Source organism: Nocardiopsis coralli, assembly GCF_014892575.1.
Taxonomy (GTDB): Bacteria; Actinomycetota; Actinomycetes; order Streptosporangiales; family Streptosporangiaceae; genus Nocardiopsis; species Nocardiopsis coralli.
In genome coordinates, this window is sequence record NZ_JADBGI010000012.1 from 174,203 (window position 1) to 190,382 (window position 16,180).

Below are 16,180 nucleotides of genomic sequence, written 5' to 3' on the forward strand. Positions count from 1 at the left end.
CGCGGCGGTGGCGCTCAGGCGAGCGCGGGCTCCCGGTCGGACGAACCGGAGACCTCGGTGACGGCCATGCTGAGCTGGTCGTTACGGGCCTGAAGTCGGCTGACCTCGGCCTCGAGGTCGCGTACCCGGTTCTGCAACCGGCGCATCTCCTGGACCATACGAGGGTCGGAGCCGCCGACGTGGCCAAACAGAGCCTTCGCCATGATGTGGGTCCTCCACACTGAGTGACCAGTGGTGATGTGCGCGTGCGGTGTCCCGCAGATTCCGTGGCGTGACGGCCACGAGCGGGCCGGAAATATTGCGCGGTGTGCCTTCCAGAGTCTCACCGTGCGCGTCACTGGTCAAGGTTGGATTACGACAATCGGTGACGGCCAGTATCCGGACAGACACGTCCTGGACACGTGGCACCGCGCGATACGAATGAGCGGCCACCCCCGTCACCGGGTTCGTTGCCTGAGGCCGCGGGCGCGGGGCCCTCGGACTCGGCCGCTCGGAGCGATTCGCATCGCGTCACCCCTCCAGCATACTCACCGTTCGACGAATCCGGTGAAGGTACCCCCGGGTCGGGCCCAGCGTTCGACGACGGAATCGACACGGCCGGGCGTGCGACCGCCGCGCAAATGCCCCAACAGCCGCTCGCACGCGTCCCGATGCCCTTCGGCCACGACCTCCACACGGCCGTCGCTGAGGTTGGTCGCCGCACCGACGAGACCTTCCTCGAGCGCGCGGGCCCGCGCCCACCAGCGGAAACCCACACCCTGGACGTGTCCGCGCACCCACGCGGTCAGCCTGACGTCCGCGTCCGGAAACTCGGTGCCTTCGGGGCTCCCGCCCTCGTTCTCGTTCACGGCGCGCGCCTTCCTTACCTTCGCGACAAACTTTCCTCACCACGATGCCGCACCACGTGCGCCCCATGCGTCACAGCATCACCTGCGGTGGGCAGGGGGCGAGCGCGGTCCGGTGCAGGGACAGGTCAGCGGCGTGCGCGCGGGGCCGGCTGGCAGCGCGGGCACGAGAAGGAGGAGCGGTTCATGAAGGCCTCGCGCACGATCGGCGCACCGCAGCGGCCGCACGGTTCGTCGCGGCGTCCGTAGGCGTTGAGTCCCCGCTCGAAGTACCCGCTCTCGCCGTTGACGTTGACGTAGAGGCCGTCGAAGGTCGTGCCGCCGACCTCCAGGGCCTCGTTCATCACGTCCTGCACGTGGGCGATGAGGCCGAGCGCCTGGGCGTCGGACAGCCCGCGCGTGGACCGGCCCCAGTGCAGGCCCGAACGCCACAGGGCCTCATCGGCGTAGATGTTGCCGACGCCGCTGACCACGGACTGGTCGAGCAGGGCGCGCTTGACCTCGGTGCGTTTGGTGCGCAGGGCCTTGACGAGGTCGCCGGGCACGAAGGCGGGATCGAGCGGGTCCAGCGCGATGTGGTCGACCACGGAGGGCACGTCCGGGTGGTCGCCGCCGGTGTCGACCATGAGGTGGCCGAAGGTGCGCTGGTCGACGAACCTCAGTTCACGGCCGTCCGACAGCGGCAGGCGCACCCGCAGGTGCTTCTCGTCCCCGCGCTCGGCGGGCTGGACCAGCATCTGCCCGCTCATGCCCAGGTGGGCCAGGAGCAGGTCACCGGTGTCGAGCACCAGCCACATGTACTTGCCGCGGCGGCGCACGGACACCGGGACCGCGCCGGACAGGCGGGCGGCGAAATCGGCGGCGCCGGGCACGTGGCGGCGCACCGAACGCGGGTGCAGGACCTCCACGCGGCCGATCTTGCGGCCCACGGCGTGGGCCTCCAGCCCCCGGCGGACGACCTCGACCTCGGGCAGTTCGGGCACGGTTCTACCCCTGTCCGCCATCGTCGGCGGCCTGCTCGGAGCGGGCGCGGATCGCCTTCCACGCCGACTCCGCGGCCTGCTGCTCGGCCTCCTTCTTGCTGCGGCCCTCGCCGAGGCCGTAGCTCTCGCCGGCCACGCGCACGGTGGCGCGGAAGGTCTTCTGGTGGTCGGGGCCGGACTCGTCCACGTGGTACTCGGGCACGCCGAGCATCTCGGAGGCGGTGAGCTCCTGCAGGGACGTCTTCCAGTCCAGGCCGGCGCCCAGGCCCGAGGCGGTGGCGATGAGCGGGTCGAACAGGCGGTGCACGAACTCCGACGCGGTGTCGAGCCCGCGGTCGAGGTAGACGGCGCCGATGATCGCCTCGAGGGTGTCGGCGAGGATCGACGACTTGTCGCGGCCCCCGGTGCCCTCCTCCCCGCGGCCGAGCCGGATGTACTCGCCGATGCCGAGGTCGCGGGCGACGTCGGCCAGCGCACGCATGTTGACCACGGCGGCGCGGAGCTTGGCGAGCTGGCCCTCGGGCAGGTCGGGGTGCTTGCGGAAGAGGGTGTCGGTCACCACCAGGCCGAGCACGGAGTCCCCGAGGAACTCCAGGCGCTCGTTGGTGGGCAGGCCGCCCTTCTCGTAGGCGTACGAGCGGTGCGTGAGGGCGCGCAGGACGATCCCGGGGTCGATCTCGACACCGATGGCCTTGTTGAAGGCCCGGGACTCGGAGGCGGAGAGCTGCTGGTTGGCCACGCGTGAACACTTCCCTGGTCGTGCGCCGGGCGGGCCCGGGGCGGCGCGGGCGGCCCCCGGTACCTTCCTCACTCCCACCTGCCCGGCGCTGGGGCGGATCGGGCGCGCGTGGGCCGGTCACGGCCGCGGTGCTCGAAAACGAGGTGATCGTCGCGGGAGTGCGACTCCCCCGGCAGCCACCACGAACTCGGGAACCACGGCCGGGTCTGCGACCGGCCCCGGACGGCACCCGTGGGTTGCGCCACCACTCTACAAAGCCCTGCGAGCGGCCCACCCCGGTACCTCGCGGTCCTGTCGCGTGAGACGCGTCCCGGGTCGGGCGGGAGGAGGGCGCGGCAGGGCACCTGACACAGAGATGCCGCGCTCCCCGTCATGGGCAGCGCGGCATCTCGGGCCGGTCTCCGCGGGCCGGGGGCCCTGCAGAAGGCACGGCGAGCCTAGGCCGGGTTGGTGACCTGGCGGTTGTTGTAGGTGCCGCAGGTCGGGCACGCGGTGTGGGGCTGCTTCGGGTCACGGCAGCGCGGGCAGTTGACCAGCGCCGGGCGCTGCGCCTTCCACTGGGAACGACGGGTCCGGGTGTTGCTCCGCGACATCTTCCGCTTCGGGACGGCCACTTCAATCCTCCTGGGTCACCCCCGCGGTCGCGGGAGGGTCGATCGTCTGGTCAGCCCCGCGTGCTGTGCGGGGTGGTGTGCTCCGTCACGGGCGGCCCGGGCCGGATGCCGGGACGTCCCGCGTGCACGGGGCGCTGCTCTCAGCGTTCGCCGGGGTCCTCCGCGATCTTGCGGAGCGCCTCCCAGCGGGGGTCGATGCGCTCACCGTGGCCGTGGTCGGGACCGGCCTCGGCGAGCTTGACCCCGCACTCGGGGCACAGGCCGGGACAGTCCGGACCGCACAACGGTGAGAGCGGGAGAGCGAGAACGACGGCGTCTCGGACCACGGGCTCGAGGCCGAGCAGGTCGCCCTCAAGATAGTAGTCCTCATCGTCGGCGTCCTCGTCCGTGTCCTCGTCGCCGGTGCCCTCGCTGCTGTCGGAGGGGTAGCGGAAGAGCTCCTGGTAACTGGCTTCCAGGTCCTCCGAGAGCGGGTCGAGGCAACGCGAGCACTCAGCCGTCATCCTCCCCCGGACGGTGCCGGTGACGAGGACGCCCTCCATCACGGCCTCCAGGCGGAGGTCGAGTTCGATCTCCGCGCCCTCGGGGATGGACGCCATCGGCGTCGCGAACGCCTCGGGGACGTTCACGATGCGGTTGACGGTCCGCATCGACCCCGGCTGGCGGCCCAGCGGGCGGGTGTCGACCACGAACGGGTCACGGGGATCAAGACGGGACTGGGTCATCGCGCTTTCACGAAAGGGTTTCGGAGCTTGCCGGACACCGCTCACGTGCTGTGGCCGGTGCCGGGAACGGGGCCGGCGGTGCCGGCCAGGGTCCCTCCCGGTGACGGGACCTCGGTCCCTCCGCCGGATCGGCGGGGCGAGGGCCGTGTACTACGGACGACGCCCATGGTCGAACCAGGATTCTACCTACCATGTCCGCGACCACCCAAATCAAGCCCGGACAGGGACCTTGTGCCCCTGTCTCACTGCTCCGCGGCGCGCTCGGCGTACTTCTCCCGCAGGCGCTTCTGGACGTAGGGGGTGACCAGACTGGAGACGTCGCCGTTGTGCTGGGCGATCTCCCGCACCAGGCTGGAGGACAGGAACGAGTACTGCGGGTTCGCGGTCATGAAGACCGTCTCCACACCAGAGAGCCGGTAGTTCATCTGGGCGATCTGGAGCTCGTAGTCGAAGTCGCTGACCGAGCGCAGGCTGCGGACGATGGTGTCGATGCCGTTGGCGCGGCAGTAGTCGACGAGCAGGCCGTCGAAGTCGGCGACGCTCACGTTGCCGAAGTCCCCCGTGCCCTCGGAGAGCATGTCGAGCTTCTCCTCGACGCTGAAGAGCCCGCGCTTGTTGATGTTGTTCAACACGGCGACGACGACCTCGTCGTACTGCTTGGCGGCGCGGCCGACGATGTCGATGTGACCGTAGGTGACCGGGTCGAACGAGCCCGGGCAGACGGCACGGCGCACGGTGGATCGCCCCTTTCCGAAGGTTGTCTCGTACCTGCCGGGGCCCGGCGCCCGCGGCTCCGCGGACGAGGGACACGGATCACATACGGATCAATCCCGGCAGATCATGTCCAGGGCGTGCATGACGGACACATACCCCCCGCCATCCTCCCGCACCCGCTTCCGGCCCCCGTGACCCGGGAGCCCCCTCGGACGCCCGGGCCCCCGGACCCCTGGTCGTGCGCGGGTCAGGGGGTGGGACGGGCGTACCAGAGCACGGCCTCGCCGTAGGTGCGGCTGCGGTCGCGTTCGAGGCCGTCGGGCCAGGTGGGTTCGGGGCTGCGCTTGGAGCGTTCCAGCACCACAACGGCGTCCTCGGCCAGCCACCCCTGGTCCACGAGGGAGCGCAGCACACCGGCGAGCTCCTCCTCGCCGACCGGATAGGGCGGATCGGCCACGACCAGGTCGTAGGGCGCGTCCGGGGCGCTCGCGAGGACCCGCTCGACACGGTCGACGACCAGCCGGGCCGCCGGCATCCGCAGCGCCTTGGCGTTGGCCCTGACGGTCGCGGCGGCCTTCCGGTCGGCCTCCACCAGCAGGGCGTGCTCGGCCCCGCGGGACAGCGCCTCCAGGCCGATCGCGCCGGAACCCGCGTACAGGTCCAGCACACGCGCACCGTGCAGGGTTCCCAGGTCGGACTGGGCGGAGGAGAACAGCGCCTCCCGGGCTCGGTCACTGGTGGGGCGCGTGGTGCGGCCGTCGGGGGCGTCGATGCGCCGACCGCCCGCGGTTCCGGCGATGATGCGGGTCATGGCACCACGGTAGCGGCGGCGGGGTGCGCCCGACCCGGGCACCTCCCGCTGCCCCGCCCGGGCTCACCCCTTGTCGAGGTACTCCGCGCGCTCCTCCGGCAGCAGGGTGTCCAGGGCCTCGGCGAGCGGCGCGTAGGTCAGATCCGGGTCCTCCTCGATCTGGCGGGACGCCTCCTCCCGCGCCTCCCCGATGAGCTCCTCGTCGCGCAGCAGGGTCAGCATGCGCAGGCTCGAACGCGCACCGGACTGGGTGTCCCCGAGCACGTCGCCCTCCCGCCGCATCTCCAGGTCCACCCGGGAGAGCTCGAACCCGTCGGTGGTCGAGGCCACCGCGTCGAGCCGTGTTCGGGCGGGTGTGCCCTCCGCGGCCTCGGTGACCAGCAGACACAGGCCGGGCAGGTCCCCGCGCCCCACACGTCCGCGCAGCTGGTGCAGCTGGGAGACCCCGAAGCGGTCGGCGTCCATGATCACCATCGTCGTGGCGTTGGGCACGTCCACACCGACCTCGATGACCGTGGTGGAGACCAGCACGTCGATGTCGCCCGCGGCGAAGGCCCGCATCGCCTCGTCCTTCTCCTCCGGGGCCATCCGACCGTGCAGGGGCGCCACCCGCAGGTCGGGCAGGAGCTCCTTCTGCAGGCGGGCGTGCAGGTCGAGCACCGAGGCCGAGGAGTCGTCGTCGTTGTCACCGATGCGCGGGCACACCACGAACGCCTGGCGCCCCTTGCCGACCTCCTCGCGCACCCGTTCCCAGGCGCGGGCGAGGAAGTGCGGTTTGTCCAGCGCCGGGACCACGTGGGTGGACGTCCCCGCCCGCCCGGACGGCAGCTGCGTGAGGGAGACCACGTCGAGGTCGCCGTAGACCGTCATCGCGACGGTCCGCGGGATGGGTGTCGCGGTCATGACCAGCACGTGCGGGCGCCCCTCCGCGGCCTTCTCCCGCAGGGCGTCGCGCTGCTCGACCCCGAACCGGTGCTGTTCGTCGACCACGACGAAGCCCAGGTCGGCGAAGGAGACGTGCTCCTGCAACAGCGCGTGTGTGCCCACGACGATCCCGGCCTGCCCGGACGCGGCCTCCAGCAACGCCTCGCGCCGGGCCGCGGCCCCCATCGAACCGGTGAGCAGACTCACCCTCGTGGCGTGCTCGGCGCCGTCGATCTGCCCGGCCCGCGCCAAGGACCCGAGCATCGCGGTGATGGAACGGTGGTGCTGCTGCGCCAGGACCTCCGTGGGCGCCAGCATCACGGCCTGCCCGCCGGAGTCCACGACCCGCAGCATCGCGCGCAACGCCACCAGCGTCTTGCCCGCGCCCACGTCGCCCTGCAACAGGCTGTGCATGGGGTGTGTGCCGGCGAGCCGCTCGGCCAGGCGCTCGCCCACCTGCGCCTGCCCGTCGGTGAGGGTGAACGGCAGCTGCGCGTCGAAGGCGGCCAGGATCCCTTCGTCGGAACCGGGGCGGGGCCGCGCGGGCAGCTCCTCGGCCTTGTGCCGCCGCATCGCCAGGGCCAGCTGCAGCACGAACGCCTCGTCCCACTTCAGGCGCCGCCGGGCACGGCCGATGTCCTTGTCGCTCTCCGGGCGGTGGATCCCGCGCAGCGCCTCGGCGATCCCCTCGAGCCGCCGCCGTTCGCGCACCTGCGGGGGCAGGGGATCGGGCAGTTCGTCCACCCGGGCCAGGACCATCTCCACGGCCACGGCGATGCGCGCGGAGTCCAGCCCCTTCACCGCCGGGTACACGGGGATGAGCTGGTCGGCGTAGGCGCGGGCCTCCTCCTCCGACAGCTCCTCGCCCTCCAGCAGCTGGTACTCGGGGTGATCGAGCTGGCGGCGGCCCCGGTAGGTGGAGACCCGGCCGGAGATCATCGCGAGCCGGCCGGGGACGAGTTTGCCCTGGTGGAACGAGCCGCGGTTGAAGAAGGTCAGGTGCAGGCGCCCGGTGCCGTCGGTCACGGTGACCTCGAGCATGTCCATCCGGCGGCGTTTGCCCCGGGCGGGGATCGTGCGGCGGCGGGCGTCGAGCACCTCCGCCTGCACGGTCACGTCCTCGCCCTCCTGGAGCACGGCGAGGTCGGTGAGGTCTCCCCTGCGGTCGTACCTGCGGGGGTAATAACGCAGCAGGTCCCCGAGCGTGTGCAGGTCGAGTTTGTCCTTGAAGGTGCGCGCCGAGCCGCCGAGGGCCGTGCGCAGCGGTTCGTCCCAGGTGCTCACTGTGGTTCCCGTCCGGATTCGCTGATGACCGCCTGCTGACCGCTACGGTAGAGGTTCGGCGCCCGCCGTGGCGGTGCGAGACCCGCGTCGGCACCCAGCCCTTCGCAAGCGGGGTATACTCGACACCGTTCATCGCGTCCTCGCTGTGCCCGCACAGCTCGTGCGATGCTCCGGTGGGTGATGGAGCTCTCGCTCCCACCACGGCCCACCTGCACACGAAGAGGTTCGGTCTGCGGCCCGATTCCGCGTCCGACCATGCTTTTCGTGTACTCTTCGACGGTTGGCGACCATGTCGCCGACCTGCCCTCGACCTCTCCCGGTCGGATCAGACCCTTCGCGTGCGGCGACGTGCGCGATCCCGAGCGCTTGAATGGAGTTACCGTGGCTTCCGTTTGCGACGTCTGCGGCAAGGGACCAGGGTTCGGTAACAGTGTTTCCCACTCGCACCGTCGCACCCGCCGCCGCTGGAACCCCAACATCCAGACCGTCCGCACCCGTGTCGGTGGCACGCCCCAGCGCGTGAACGCCTGCACCTCGTGCATCAAGGCCGGCAAGGTCACCCGCTAGGGTTCCGGCCGCAGGATCATCTCGAAGCGCCCTCCGACACCGTCGGGGGGCCTTCGTCGTTTCCGGGGGTCTTCTGCCGGTGGGCCTCCGGGGGCGCAGCGCCCCTCAGCCCCTCAGAGGTCGCAGACGTGGCCGTTGAGGGAGCACCGGGCCGGCGGGTCCTCGGCGTCGCCGATGGCATCGAAGGAGACGGTGACCGAGTCCCCCGGGTCGAGGCCGTCCTCGCCCCCGGGCTGCCGGGCCAGGACACCGTCGTCCAGGGGTTCCCAGTCGGCGTCGTGCACCTCGGTGACCTCCGCGTGGTCGAAGGCCAGCGCCAGCTCCCACGCGTCCAGGTGGCTCTCGGAGGTGTTCGTGAGCGTCACGTGCCCGGTGAACCCCGCGTCGGTTCGGTCCACGACGCGATAGGCGACCGTCGTGGGTTCGGTTCCGGCCTGCGTCTCGGGGCCGTCGGTGCTGCCGGAGCCCTCCTGGCCGGCCGATCCGCGGTCGGGCGAGGGTTCGGGGTCGAGGTCCTCCACGGCTCCCGGGTTCTCGGGAACGCCGGGGTTGCCGCCGAACTGCAGGTAGATCTGGGTCGTGCTGTAACCGAAGAGCAGCAGCCCCAGGATCACGCCGGAGACGACCAGGACGTTGAGCAGGCGCGGCGGTTCCACACGCTTGGGCACGGTGCTGCCCAGGAACCCGCTGAAGCGCCGCAGGGCACCGGCCTCCTCGGGTTCGCTGCGGTGCGCGCCGCGACGCGTCGTCGCACGCCGCTTACCCATGCCGCTCAAAGAACCGCCCTCTCGACGCTGCCCCGTTGCCCGGTCGCAGACCTTTCCTCACATCACACGAGCCGCGCGGAAAACCCTAGCGCGAGAGCCAAACAGGACAAATCCGAGTGCGCTCACCCCGGGCCGAAATGGTCCCATCCCCCGCCCGGAGCTGGGGAACCGTCGACCGTGACACCGAAGTCCGTGCCCGACCCGGCCTTTTCGGACGCCTGTCGGACGCGGCCCACGGGACGCCAGTGCGCGGGGAGCTCGGCGTCGGGAGGGAAGGCCGCGGCGAGCGCGTGGTCCTCCCCACCGGCCAACATGAGACCACGGGCGGTCTCCGGCGCCCGCTCCGGGGCGGTGCCGAGGATGCGGACCGCTTCGAGGAGCTCGGGGTCGGGTTCGAGGGACATCGAGTCCAGATCGATATGCACCCCGCTCGCCCGGGCGACGTGGCCGAGGTCCTGCACGAGGCCGTCGCTGATGTCGAGCATCGCGGTGGCGCCCAGGCGCGCGGCCTCGGCCCCTGCGGCGTAGGGAGGGCTCGGCCTGCGGTGCTCGGACAGGCACAGCGCGGGCCCGTCGACGCCGCCTTCCAGCAGGGCGAGGCCGGCCGCCGAGAGCCCCAGGGGCCCGGTGCAGGCGATCACGTCACCCGGCCGGGCGCCGCTGCGCAGCACGGGGTCGGCCCCGCCGAGGTCGCCCAGTGCGGTGACGGCGATGGTGAGGGTGTCGGATCCCACCATGTCGCCGCCCACGACCGTTCCGCCGGCGACGGCGCACTCGTCGCGCACGCCCGCGGTGAAGTCCTCCGCCCACTGCACGGGGAGGTCGGAAGGCGCGGCGAACCCGATGAGCAGGGTGGTGGGGCGCGCGCCCATGGCCGCGATGTCGGCGAAGTTCTGGGCCACCGCACGGTGCCCCACGTCGCGCGCGCTGGACCACTCGCGGCGGAAGTGTCGCCCTTCGACGAGCACGTCGGTGGTGGCCACCGTCCGCCCGTCGGGGGCGGCGACGATCGCCGCGTCGTCGCCGGGGCCGAGGATTACGTCGTCCGTGGTGGGGAATTGGGCTGTCACGCGTGTGATCAGAGTGAACTCGCCCAGACCCCCGATGGTGTTCCGCACAGGGATCAGGGTACGGTGACGCTCCGGCGCGTGGTCCAGACCTCTGCAGGGGCTGTGTCCAGCGCCGTCACTTTTTTCGACACCTGCCGCGCCCCTCGCGGTCGGCCGGTGCCCCGCTCGTTCCACCGGCTCCGACCGAAGGAGAAGTACACATGGTGCAGGCCTACATCCTCATCCAGACCGAGGTCGGTCATGCCTCGGAGGTGGCGGGGCGGGTGCGCGACATCCCGGGTGTGGACGAGGCCCACGACGTCACCGGCCCCTACGACGTCATCGTCCAGGCCCGCGCGGACGACGTCGACGCCCTCGGTTCCCTGGTCGTGGCCCGTATTCAGCGCCTCGACGGGATCGCCCGTACCCTGACGTGTCCTATCGTCAATATCTGAACGGGTCCCCCACGGGCCCAGAGATTCCCCTTCCGGGTCCGACAGAGCGGGGTGGCAAGGCAGTGCGCAGACGAGGTTTCGGGACGGCCGCGGTGACGGCTCTCGGTGCGGTCCTGGTCGCGACGGGCTGCGGGCCGCAGACCGTGCAGATGAGCCCCCCGGAGACCGACGGGACCACCACCGAGGTCTGCTCGGACCTCGTGGCAGAACTCCCCGACACCCTGATGGAGGCCGAGCGCGCCGAGGTCCAGCCCGAGAGCGAGGCCATGGCCGCCTGGGGCGACCCCCCGATCAGCCTGCGCTGCGGTGTGCCCCGCCCCAACGACCTCCAGCCGGACTCGCTCCTGGAGGAGGTCAACGGGGTCGCGTGGCTGCCCCAGCCCGAGGACGACCCGACGATGTTCACCGCGGTCGGGCACGAGGCCTACGTCGAGCTGCAGGTGCCCTCCGGTTACGGGGCCCCGGCGGAGGCGCTGACGACGGTGAGCGACCTGATCTCCGAGCACATCCCGCCGCTGCCCGACGGCTCCCTCTGAGGCTCCCCGACACACGCAAGGGGTCGGCGGCCGTGTATCGGCCACCGACCCCTTCTCGTGTTCTCCCAGGTGGAGGGTTCCGCCGTGTGCGGGGCGGCGGTTACTCGTTCTCCTCCTCGGAGCCCTCACCCTCGTCGCCGGCGTCCTCGTCACCTTCGGCACCGTCCTCGGCGCCCTGCTCTGCGCCGCCCTCGAGCTGCTCCTCGATCTGCGGGGCGGTCTCGGAGATCTGGCCGGAGCACGCGGCACCCGGCTCCGGGACGTCCTGGCCGCGCTCGTACATCTGGACGTAACGCTGCAGGTCCTCGTCGTCGGCGTTCTCCGCGGTGATCTGGCGGGCCCAGCTGGTGGCCACGATCGGGGCCTCCATCTCCTCGGCCGCGGGGGTGACCAGCAGGTAGTCGCCGTCGTTGTACATGTCGTTGAGCGCCTGGACCTCGTCCTCGGGGAGCTCCGGGTCGTAGTTGATCCAGACCGCGCCGTGCTCCATGGAGTGCACGGCCAGCTCCGTGGTCACCGGCTCGGGGTAGACGCCGCAGTTCTGCCAACTCTCCCAGTGGTCCCCGCCCGCGGGTGGATACTGGTCGTAGTCGACCCGTTCACCCATCTGGACGTGGTTGTTGGTGACACCCTCGAACTCCTGCACGCCCGAGATGTTGCGGCTCCGGACCTCCATGACGACGGCGAAGACCAGAAGACCCACCACCAGGACGGCCGCTGTGGTGATACCGGCGATCTTCCACATGCGCTTGCGGCGTTCTTCCTTGATGCGCTGGGCCTTCAGCTCCGCGGCCCGGCGCCGTCTCTCCTCGGCCGACTTCTTCTTGGCCACTGGGTCTCCTGGGATAGGGGTGGACAACGGGTACTTACCTATCCTCTACCTTGTCACCACCGTTGGGCGATACGACCAGGATGTAACCGATGGAACACAACGACCCACGCGCGGACGGCTCCGCCGACAGCGACGGGACCGGGGAGACCGCGGAGGACCCCCTGGAGGACACGAACCCGGAGGAGGGAGCGGGGCCTGAGGATGCTGCACCCAAGGGCTCGTGGCGCTCCACACCGACGTGGATGGCGGTGACCCTCGTGGTGCTCGCGCTCGTCGCCGGCTACCTCGCGGGGCGCCCCTCGCACCCGCTGGACACCAGTGCGGACGCCGGTTTCCTTCGGGACATGAGCGCCCATCACGCCCAGGCCGTGGACATGTCGATGGTCATCCTGGACAAGACGGACGATCCCCAACTGCACACCGTCGCCACCGACATGGCCCGCACGCAGCAGGCGCAGATCGGCATCATGCAGGGCTGGCTCATGGAGTGGGAGCTGCCCTCCCGCGGGCCGGAGGAGCCCATGGCGTGGATGGCGGGAACGGACCACGACCACGGCGGCGGTGAGGGCGAGGCGCCCGAGCGCATGCCCGGCCTGGCCACGGACGAGCAGCTCGTGGACCTGGACGAGGCCGAGGGCGAGGAGGCCGAGATCATCTTCCTCGAGCTGATGATCGACCACCACCAGGGCGGCATCGACATGGCCGAGGCGGAGGCGGAGCTCGGCAGCGAGGACATGGTCGTGGACTTCGCGCAGGGCATGGTCGACGCCCAGCAGTCCGAGATCGACCTGATGGAGCGGATGCTCGGGGACCGCGGGGTGGACCCGGAGGACTGACCGCCCAGAACCGTTCGTGCTGGGGCGCTGCGCAGCTTCCGTGGCCGCGCGGCGCCCCTCGTACGTCCGGATCATCCTGGGGGACGGGGGTCCCCTCCCCCTGGACGGCTGTACCCCGGGTAGTGGCCCCAGGAGGTCGGGCGGAGCATCAACCCGGCGACGGTGGCGCTGTGGACGAGGTACAGGATCGAGAACAGGCCCCCGAGCCCGGCCAGGACGCTGCCCTCCGCGACGGCGATCCACCCCAGAGCGCACGTGGCGGCAAGAGCGAGGACCCCCGGGAACACCTGCAGATGGAGGGCGAACCGGGGCACGGACCAGAGGCGCCGGTGCAGCACACGGGCGGCCAGCAGGGTCAGCGCACCGTGGACCAGGACCACCGGGCCGAGCACGGGGACAGGGAAGTAGGCCTCGGAACCGTTTCCCAGCACGGCGAGGACGACGGTGGAGACCGCACCGAGGACGAGGCCGACACTGCCGCCGAGGTACATGACGGACCGGGCCCGGAGGAGCGCAGCGGGCAGGGTTTCACGGACCGGCCCGTCCACGCCCCGGAACCCCGGACCGGGGACCGCGGTGCCTGCCTCGTGTCCGTGCCCGTGGCCGGGGCCTCCTGTCTCCATCGAACCCGCCTTCTCCGCTCGGCCGTCCTCGTGCCCGGGGTTTTTACCACAGGGGTGCCGAGCGCCCTGCCCCGCTGTGTGCGCAAGGGCACAGGGGACTGTTCCGCACGGCTCCGCACGCTCGGCCTCCGGAGGCGTTTTCCCTGGGCACAGCGGTTCGAGCACGGAAGCTACACCGCACCGGGGTGATCCACAACGCTCGCGCACACCCGCCGAGAGCCCTCCGGAAGGCCCGCGGACCCCGCTCGAAGGGCCCGTTGACCGCCTCCCCCGAGCATTACGACACGAAGTAGCACTACAGTTCGTAGTACTACTTGCGGTCGGCACCTGAGAGGCGGGCATGGAAGCACTAGACCTCGCGAGGTGGCAGTTCGGGATCACCACGATCTACCACTTCCTGTTCGTCCCCCTGACGATCGGCCTGTCCTTCATCGTCGCCGTCCTCCAGACGTTCTGGTACAAGACGGGACGGCACGAGTACCTCCAGGCCACCCAGTTCTTCGGCAAGCTGTTCCTCATCAACTTCGCCATGGGCGTGGTCACCGGCATCGTGCAGGAGTTCCAGTTCGGCATGAACTGGAGCGAGTACTCACGCTTCGTCGGCGACGTCTTCGGGGCGCCCCTGGCCATGGAGGCGCTGCTCGCCTTCTTCCTGGAGTCCACCTTCATCGGACTGTGGATCTTCGGCTGGCACCGGCTCCCCCGCCTGGTGCACCTGGGCTGCATCTGGCTCGTGGCCATCGGCACCAACCTGTCCGCGTACTTCATCCTCGCCGCGAACGCCTGGATGCGGAACCCGGTCGGGTACGAGATCAACGAGGAGACCGGCCGCGCCGAGCTCACCGACATCTGGGCCGTGCTCAGCAACGACCAGGCCTGGTCGACCTACATCCACACCGTCGGCGCCTCCTTCGTCACCGCCGGCCTGTTCGTCGTCGCCGTCTGCGCGTTCAAGATCTGGCGCAACACGCACCACAACGACACCGGGAACCCGGGTGTGGAGCCGCCCCGCCGCGAGCGCGCCCTGTTCCGCGGCGCCCTGAAGGTCGGCCTCGTCGTCACCCTCGTCGCCGGCGCGTTCACCGTGGTCTCCGGCGACAACCAGGCCAAGCTCGCCGCCGAGTTCGAACCCATGAAGCTCGCCGCGGCCGAGGCGCACTGGGACAGCGAGGAGGGCGCGCCCTTCTCCACCTTCGCCGTCGGCAACACCGACGAGGGATACAACCCGATCGACGTGACCATCCCGAACGTGCTCAGCTTCCTCGCCACGGGTGAGTTCGACGGCGAGGTCCACGGGATGAACGACATCCAGGAGGCCTACGAGGAGTACTACGGCCCCGGCGACTACATCCCGAACGTCTTCGTCATCTACTGGTCGTTCCGGCTCATGATGGGCCTCGGCCTGTTCGGGATCGCCATCGCCGCCGCCGGCCTGTACTTCACCCGCGGCCGCGAACGCCTGCCGAACAGCAAGTGGTTCTACTTCGCCGCGATGGCCGCCCTGCCCGCGGCGCTCCTGGCCAACATCTTCGGCTGGGTCCTCACCGAGATGGGCCGCCAGCCCTGGACGGTGCACGGCGAACTCCTCACCGCCGCGAGCGTCTCGCCCGGGGTCGACCTGGCCACCGTCGCGACGAGCCTGGCGGTCTTCACCGCGGTGTACGGGGCGCTGTTCGTCGTCGAGGTCGGGCTGCTCTGGAAGTACATCAAGAAGGGGCCCTCCCACCTCGTCCCCGATCTGGAGGACGACGAGGACGAGTCCACGATCCCGCACTTCAGCTACTAGGAGGCCCGGACATGGATCTCGCTCTCCTCTGGTTCATCGCCATCGCCGTCCTGTGGACCGGCTACTTCTTCCTCGAGGGCTTCGACTTCGGGGTCGGGGTGCTGCTGCCGTTCACCGGCGCGCGCAACTCCGTGGACCGCCGGGTCGCGATCAACTCCATCGGCCCCGTGTGGAGCGCCAACGAGGTGTGGCTGCTCACCGCGGTCGGCGGGATGTTCGCCGCGTTCCCGGCCTGGTACGCGTCGGTGCTCAGCGGGTTCTACCTGCCCGTCTTCGCCATCCTCATCGCGCTCATCGCCCGCGGTGTGGCCTTCAAGTACCGCAGCAACCGGGACAGCGACCGGTGGCGCGAGTGGTGGGACCTCGCGATCTTCTGGGGGAGCGTGGTGCCGTCGTTCCTGTGGGGGGTGCTCTTCGCCAACCTCGTGCAGGGCGTGGCCATGGACGCCGACCACATCGTCACCGCCGGGCTGTTCGACCTGTTCACGCCGTACGCCCTGCTGGGCGGGCTGACGACGCTGTCGCTGTTCACCCTGCACGGCGCGGTGTTCCTGACGCTGAAGACCGGCGGGCCGGTGCGGACCCGGTCCCGGACGGCGGCGCTGGGCAGCGCCGTGGTGGCGGTTCCGGCGACGACGGTCTTCCTCGTGTGGACGCAGGCCGAGCACGGGCAGGGCTGGACCCTGTGGAGCGCGGCGGCGGCCGTGGCGGCACTGGCCGTCGGCGTCACGCTGGCCTGGCGCGGGCGTGAGGGCTGGTCGTTCACCGCGATGGGGATCGCGGTGCTCGGCCTGACGGTCACGGTCTTCGGTTCGCTGTACCCGAACGTGCTGCCGTCGACGACCGACCCCGCCTACTCGCTGACCATCGCCAACGCCTCCTCGGCCGAATACACGCTCACGGTCATGTCGTGGCTGACGCTGGTGGCGCTGCCGGTCGTGCTGGGGTACCAGGCGTGGAGTTACTGGGTGTTCCGGCAGCGGGTCACCGGGGAAACGATCACCGGGGAGAGCGTGGAGCCCGAGTCCGCACGAGGGTGACCCCTCGGCAAGACTGTCCTCGCAACGCCCCTGCGCAGGCACGGCCGCGT

At 70.8% G+C, this 16,180-nt stretch carries 19 protein-coding genes; 6 read left to right on the plus strand and 13 right to left on the minus strand.

Annotation, left to right across the window (positions count from 1 at the left end; all coding sequences use genetic code 11):
• Positions 1-14 precede the first annotated feature (14 nt).
• From IDM40_RS15390 to recG, 9 genes are all read right to left on the minus strand, one after another.
• A complete protein-coding gene (locus IDM40_RS15390; RefSeq protein WP_017614728.1) occupies positions 15-203 on the minus strand; it encodes a hypothetical protein in 189 nt (62 codons plus the stop codon).
• A gap of 324 nt (positions 204-527) precedes the next feature.
• The gene (locus IDM40_RS15395) at positions 528-848 is read right to left on the minus strand and encodes an acylphosphatase (protein WP_193122695.1); all 321 of its coding nucleotides are present in this window, start codon (positions 846-848) and stop codon (positions 528-530) included.
• Positions 849-973: 125 nt separating this feature from the next.
• Positions 974-1,828 carry a bifunctional DNA-formamidopyrimidine glycosylase/DNA-(apurinic or apyrimidinic site) lyase gene (gene mutM / locus IDM40_RS15400; RefSeq protein WP_193122696.1) on the minus strand — a complete coding sequence of 285 codons (855 nt, stop codon included), beginning with the start codon at positions 1,826-1,828 and terminating at the stop codon, positions 974-976.
• Positions 1,829-1,832: 4 nt separating this feature from the next.
• Positions 1,833-2,567, minus strand: coding sequence for a ribonuclease III (gene rnc / locus IDM40_RS15405; RefSeq protein ID WP_193122697.1), 735 nt, complete (start codon positions 2,565-2,567; stop codon positions 1,833-1,835).
• Between the two features lie 437 nt (positions 2,568-3,004).
• Positions 3,005-3,181, minus strand: a complete 177-nt coding sequence (gene rpmF / locus IDM40_RS15410; protein WP_193122698.1) for a 50S ribosomal protein L32 — start codon at positions 3,179-3,181, stop codon at positions 3,005-3,007.
• Positions 3,182-3,321: 140 nt separating this feature from the next.
• Positions 3,322-3,906: a YceD family protein gene (locus IDM40_RS15415; protein WP_193122699.1), complete on the minus strand. Its 585-nt coding sequence runs from the start codon at positions 3,904-3,906 to the stop codon at positions 3,322-3,324.
• Positions 3,907-4,148: 242 nt separating this feature from the next.
• Positions 4,149-4,640, minus strand: coding sequence for a pantetheine-phosphate adenylyltransferase (coaD, locus tag IDM40_RS15420; protein ID WP_193122700.1), 492 nt, complete (start codon positions 4,638-4,640; stop codon positions 4,149-4,151).
• Positions 4,641-4,867: 227 nt separating this feature from the next.
• Positions 4,868-5,431 (minus strand): 16S rRNA (guanine(966)-N(2))-methyltransferase RsmD, encoded by a 564-nt coding sequence (gene rsmD, locus IDM40_RS15425; protein ID WP_193122701.1) that lies wholly within the window; start codon positions 5,429-5,431, stop codon positions 4,868-4,870.
• Between the two features lie 63 nt (positions 5,432-5,494).
• The gene (recG, locus tag IDM40_RS15430; protein WP_193122702.1) at positions 5,495-7,639 is read right to left on the minus strand and encodes an ATP-dependent DNA helicase RecG; all 2,145 of its coding nucleotides are present in this window, start codon (positions 7,637-7,639) and stop codon (positions 5,495-5,497) included.
• Between the two features lie 381 nt (positions 7,640-8,020).
• On the opposite strand from recG, the gene rpmB reads away from it, so the two are divergent.
• On the plus strand, positions 8,021-8,206 hold the full coding sequence (rpmB, locus tag IDM40_RS15435; RefSeq protein WP_193122703.1) for a 50S ribosomal protein L28: 186 nt from the start codon (positions 8,021-8,023) through the stop codon (positions 8,204-8,206).
• Between the two features lie 113 nt (positions 8,207-8,319).
• Here the strand turns inward: rpmB and IDM40_RS15440 are convergent, their stop codons facing one another.
• Together IDM40_RS15440 and IDM40_RS15445 are read right to left on the minus strand one after the other, a co-directional pair.
• Complete coding sequence (locus IDM40_RS15440; protein WP_193122704.1) at positions 8,320-8,973, minus strand: cellulose binding domain-containing protein; 654 nt, start codon at positions 8,971-8,973, stop codon at positions 8,320-8,322.
• A 122-nt stretch (positions 8,974-9,095) separates the two neighbouring features.
• Positions 9,096-10,091 carry a thiamine-phosphate kinase gene (locus tag IDM40_RS15445; RefSeq protein ID WP_193122705.1) on the minus strand — a complete coding sequence of 332 codons (996 nt, stop codon included), beginning with the start codon at positions 10,089-10,091 and terminating at the stop codon, positions 9,096-9,098.
• 152 nt (positions 10,092-10,243) lie between these two features.
• Between IDM40_RS15445 and IDM40_RS15450 the strand changes: the two genes are divergently transcribed.
• Positions 10,244-10,477 (plus strand): Lrp/AsnC family transcriptional regulator, encoded by a 234-nt coding sequence (locus tag IDM40_RS15450; protein ID WP_017614738.1) that lies wholly within the window; start codon positions 10,244-10,246, stop codon positions 10,475-10,477.
• A gap of 62 nt (positions 10,478-10,539) precedes the next feature.
• Positions 10,540-11,013, plus strand: coding sequence for a DUF3515 domain-containing protein (locus IDM40_RS15455; RefSeq protein WP_407939978.1), 474 nt, complete (start codon positions 10,540-10,542; stop codon positions 11,011-11,013).
• Between the two features lie 100 nt (positions 11,014-11,113).
• Here the strand turns inward: IDM40_RS15455 and IDM40_RS15460 are convergent, their stop codons facing one another.
• The gene (locus IDM40_RS15460) at positions 11,114-11,845 is read right to left on the minus strand and encodes a DUF3105 domain-containing protein (protein ID WP_193122706.1); all 732 of its coding nucleotides are present in this window, start codon (positions 11,843-11,845) and stop codon (positions 11,114-11,116) included.
• Positions 11,846-11,934: 89 nt separating this feature from the next.
• On the opposite strand from IDM40_RS15460, the gene IDM40_RS15465 reads away from it, so the two are divergent.
• Complete coding sequence (locus IDM40_RS15465; RefSeq protein ID WP_193122707.1) at positions 11,935-12,681, plus strand: DUF305 domain-containing protein; 747 nt, start codon at positions 11,935-11,937, stop codon at positions 12,679-12,681.
• Between the two features lie 71 nt (positions 12,682-12,752).
• On the opposite strand, the gene IDM40_RS15470 is transcribed toward IDM40_RS15465, so the two are convergent.
• Entirely contained in the window at positions 12,753-13,304 is a 552-nt protein-coding gene (locus IDM40_RS15470; protein ID WP_193122708.1) for a hypothetical protein, read from the minus strand.
• A gap of 340 nt (positions 13,305-13,644) precedes the next feature.
• Between IDM40_RS15470 and IDM40_RS15475 the strand changes: the two genes are divergently transcribed.
• Together IDM40_RS15475 and cydB are read left to right on the plus strand one after the other, a co-directional pair.
• Positions 13,645-15,090, plus strand: coding sequence for a cytochrome ubiquinol oxidase subunit I (locus tag IDM40_RS15475; RefSeq protein ID WP_193122709.1), 1,446 nt, complete (start codon positions 13,645-13,647; stop codon positions 15,088-15,090).
• An 11-nt stretch (positions 15,091-15,101) separates the two neighbouring features.
• Positions 15,102-16,130 (plus strand): cytochrome d ubiquinol oxidase subunit II, encoded by a 1,029-nt coding sequence (cydB, locus tag IDM40_RS15480; RefSeq protein ID WP_193122710.1) that lies wholly within the window; start codon positions 15,102-15,104, stop codon positions 16,128-16,130.
• Positions 16,131-16,180: the final 50 nt, after the last annotated feature.

Coding starts and splice junctions, on each gene's coding strand:
- IDM40_RS15390 (WP_017614728.1), bottom strand. CDS start 203: ATGGCGAAGGCTCTGTTTGGCCACGTCGGCGGCTCCGACCCTCGTATG.
- IDM40_RS15415 (WP_193122699.1), bottom strand. CDS start 3,906: ATGACCCAGTCCCGTCTTGATCCCCGTGACCCGTTCGTGGTCGACACC.
- rsmD (WP_193122701.1), bottom strand. CDS start 5,431: ATGACCCGCATCATCGCCGGAACCGCGGGCGGTCGGCGCATCGACGCC.
- IDM40_RS15440 (WP_193122704.1), bottom strand. CDS start 8,973: ATGGGTAAGCGGCGTGCGACGACGCGTCGCGGCGCGCACCGCAGCGAA.
- IDM40_RS15450 (WP_017614738.1), top strand. CDS start 10,244: ATGGTGCAGGCCTACATCCTCATCCAGACCGAGGTCGGTCATGCCTCG.
- IDM40_RS15465 (WP_193122707.1), top strand. CDS start 11,935: ATGGAACACAACGACCCACGCGCGGACGGCTCCGCCGACAGCGACGGG.
- IDM40_RS15470 (WP_193122708.1), bottom strand. CDS start 13,304: ATGGAGACAGGAGGCCCCGGCCACGGGCACGGACACGAGGCAGGCACC.
- IDM40_RS15475 (WP_193122709.1), top strand. CDS start 13,645: ATGGAAGCACTAGACCTCGCGAGGTGGCAGTTCGGGATCACCACGATC.
- cydB (WP_193122710.1), top strand. CDS start 15,102: ATGGATCTCGCTCTCCTCTGGTTCATCGCCATCGCCGTCCTGTGGACC.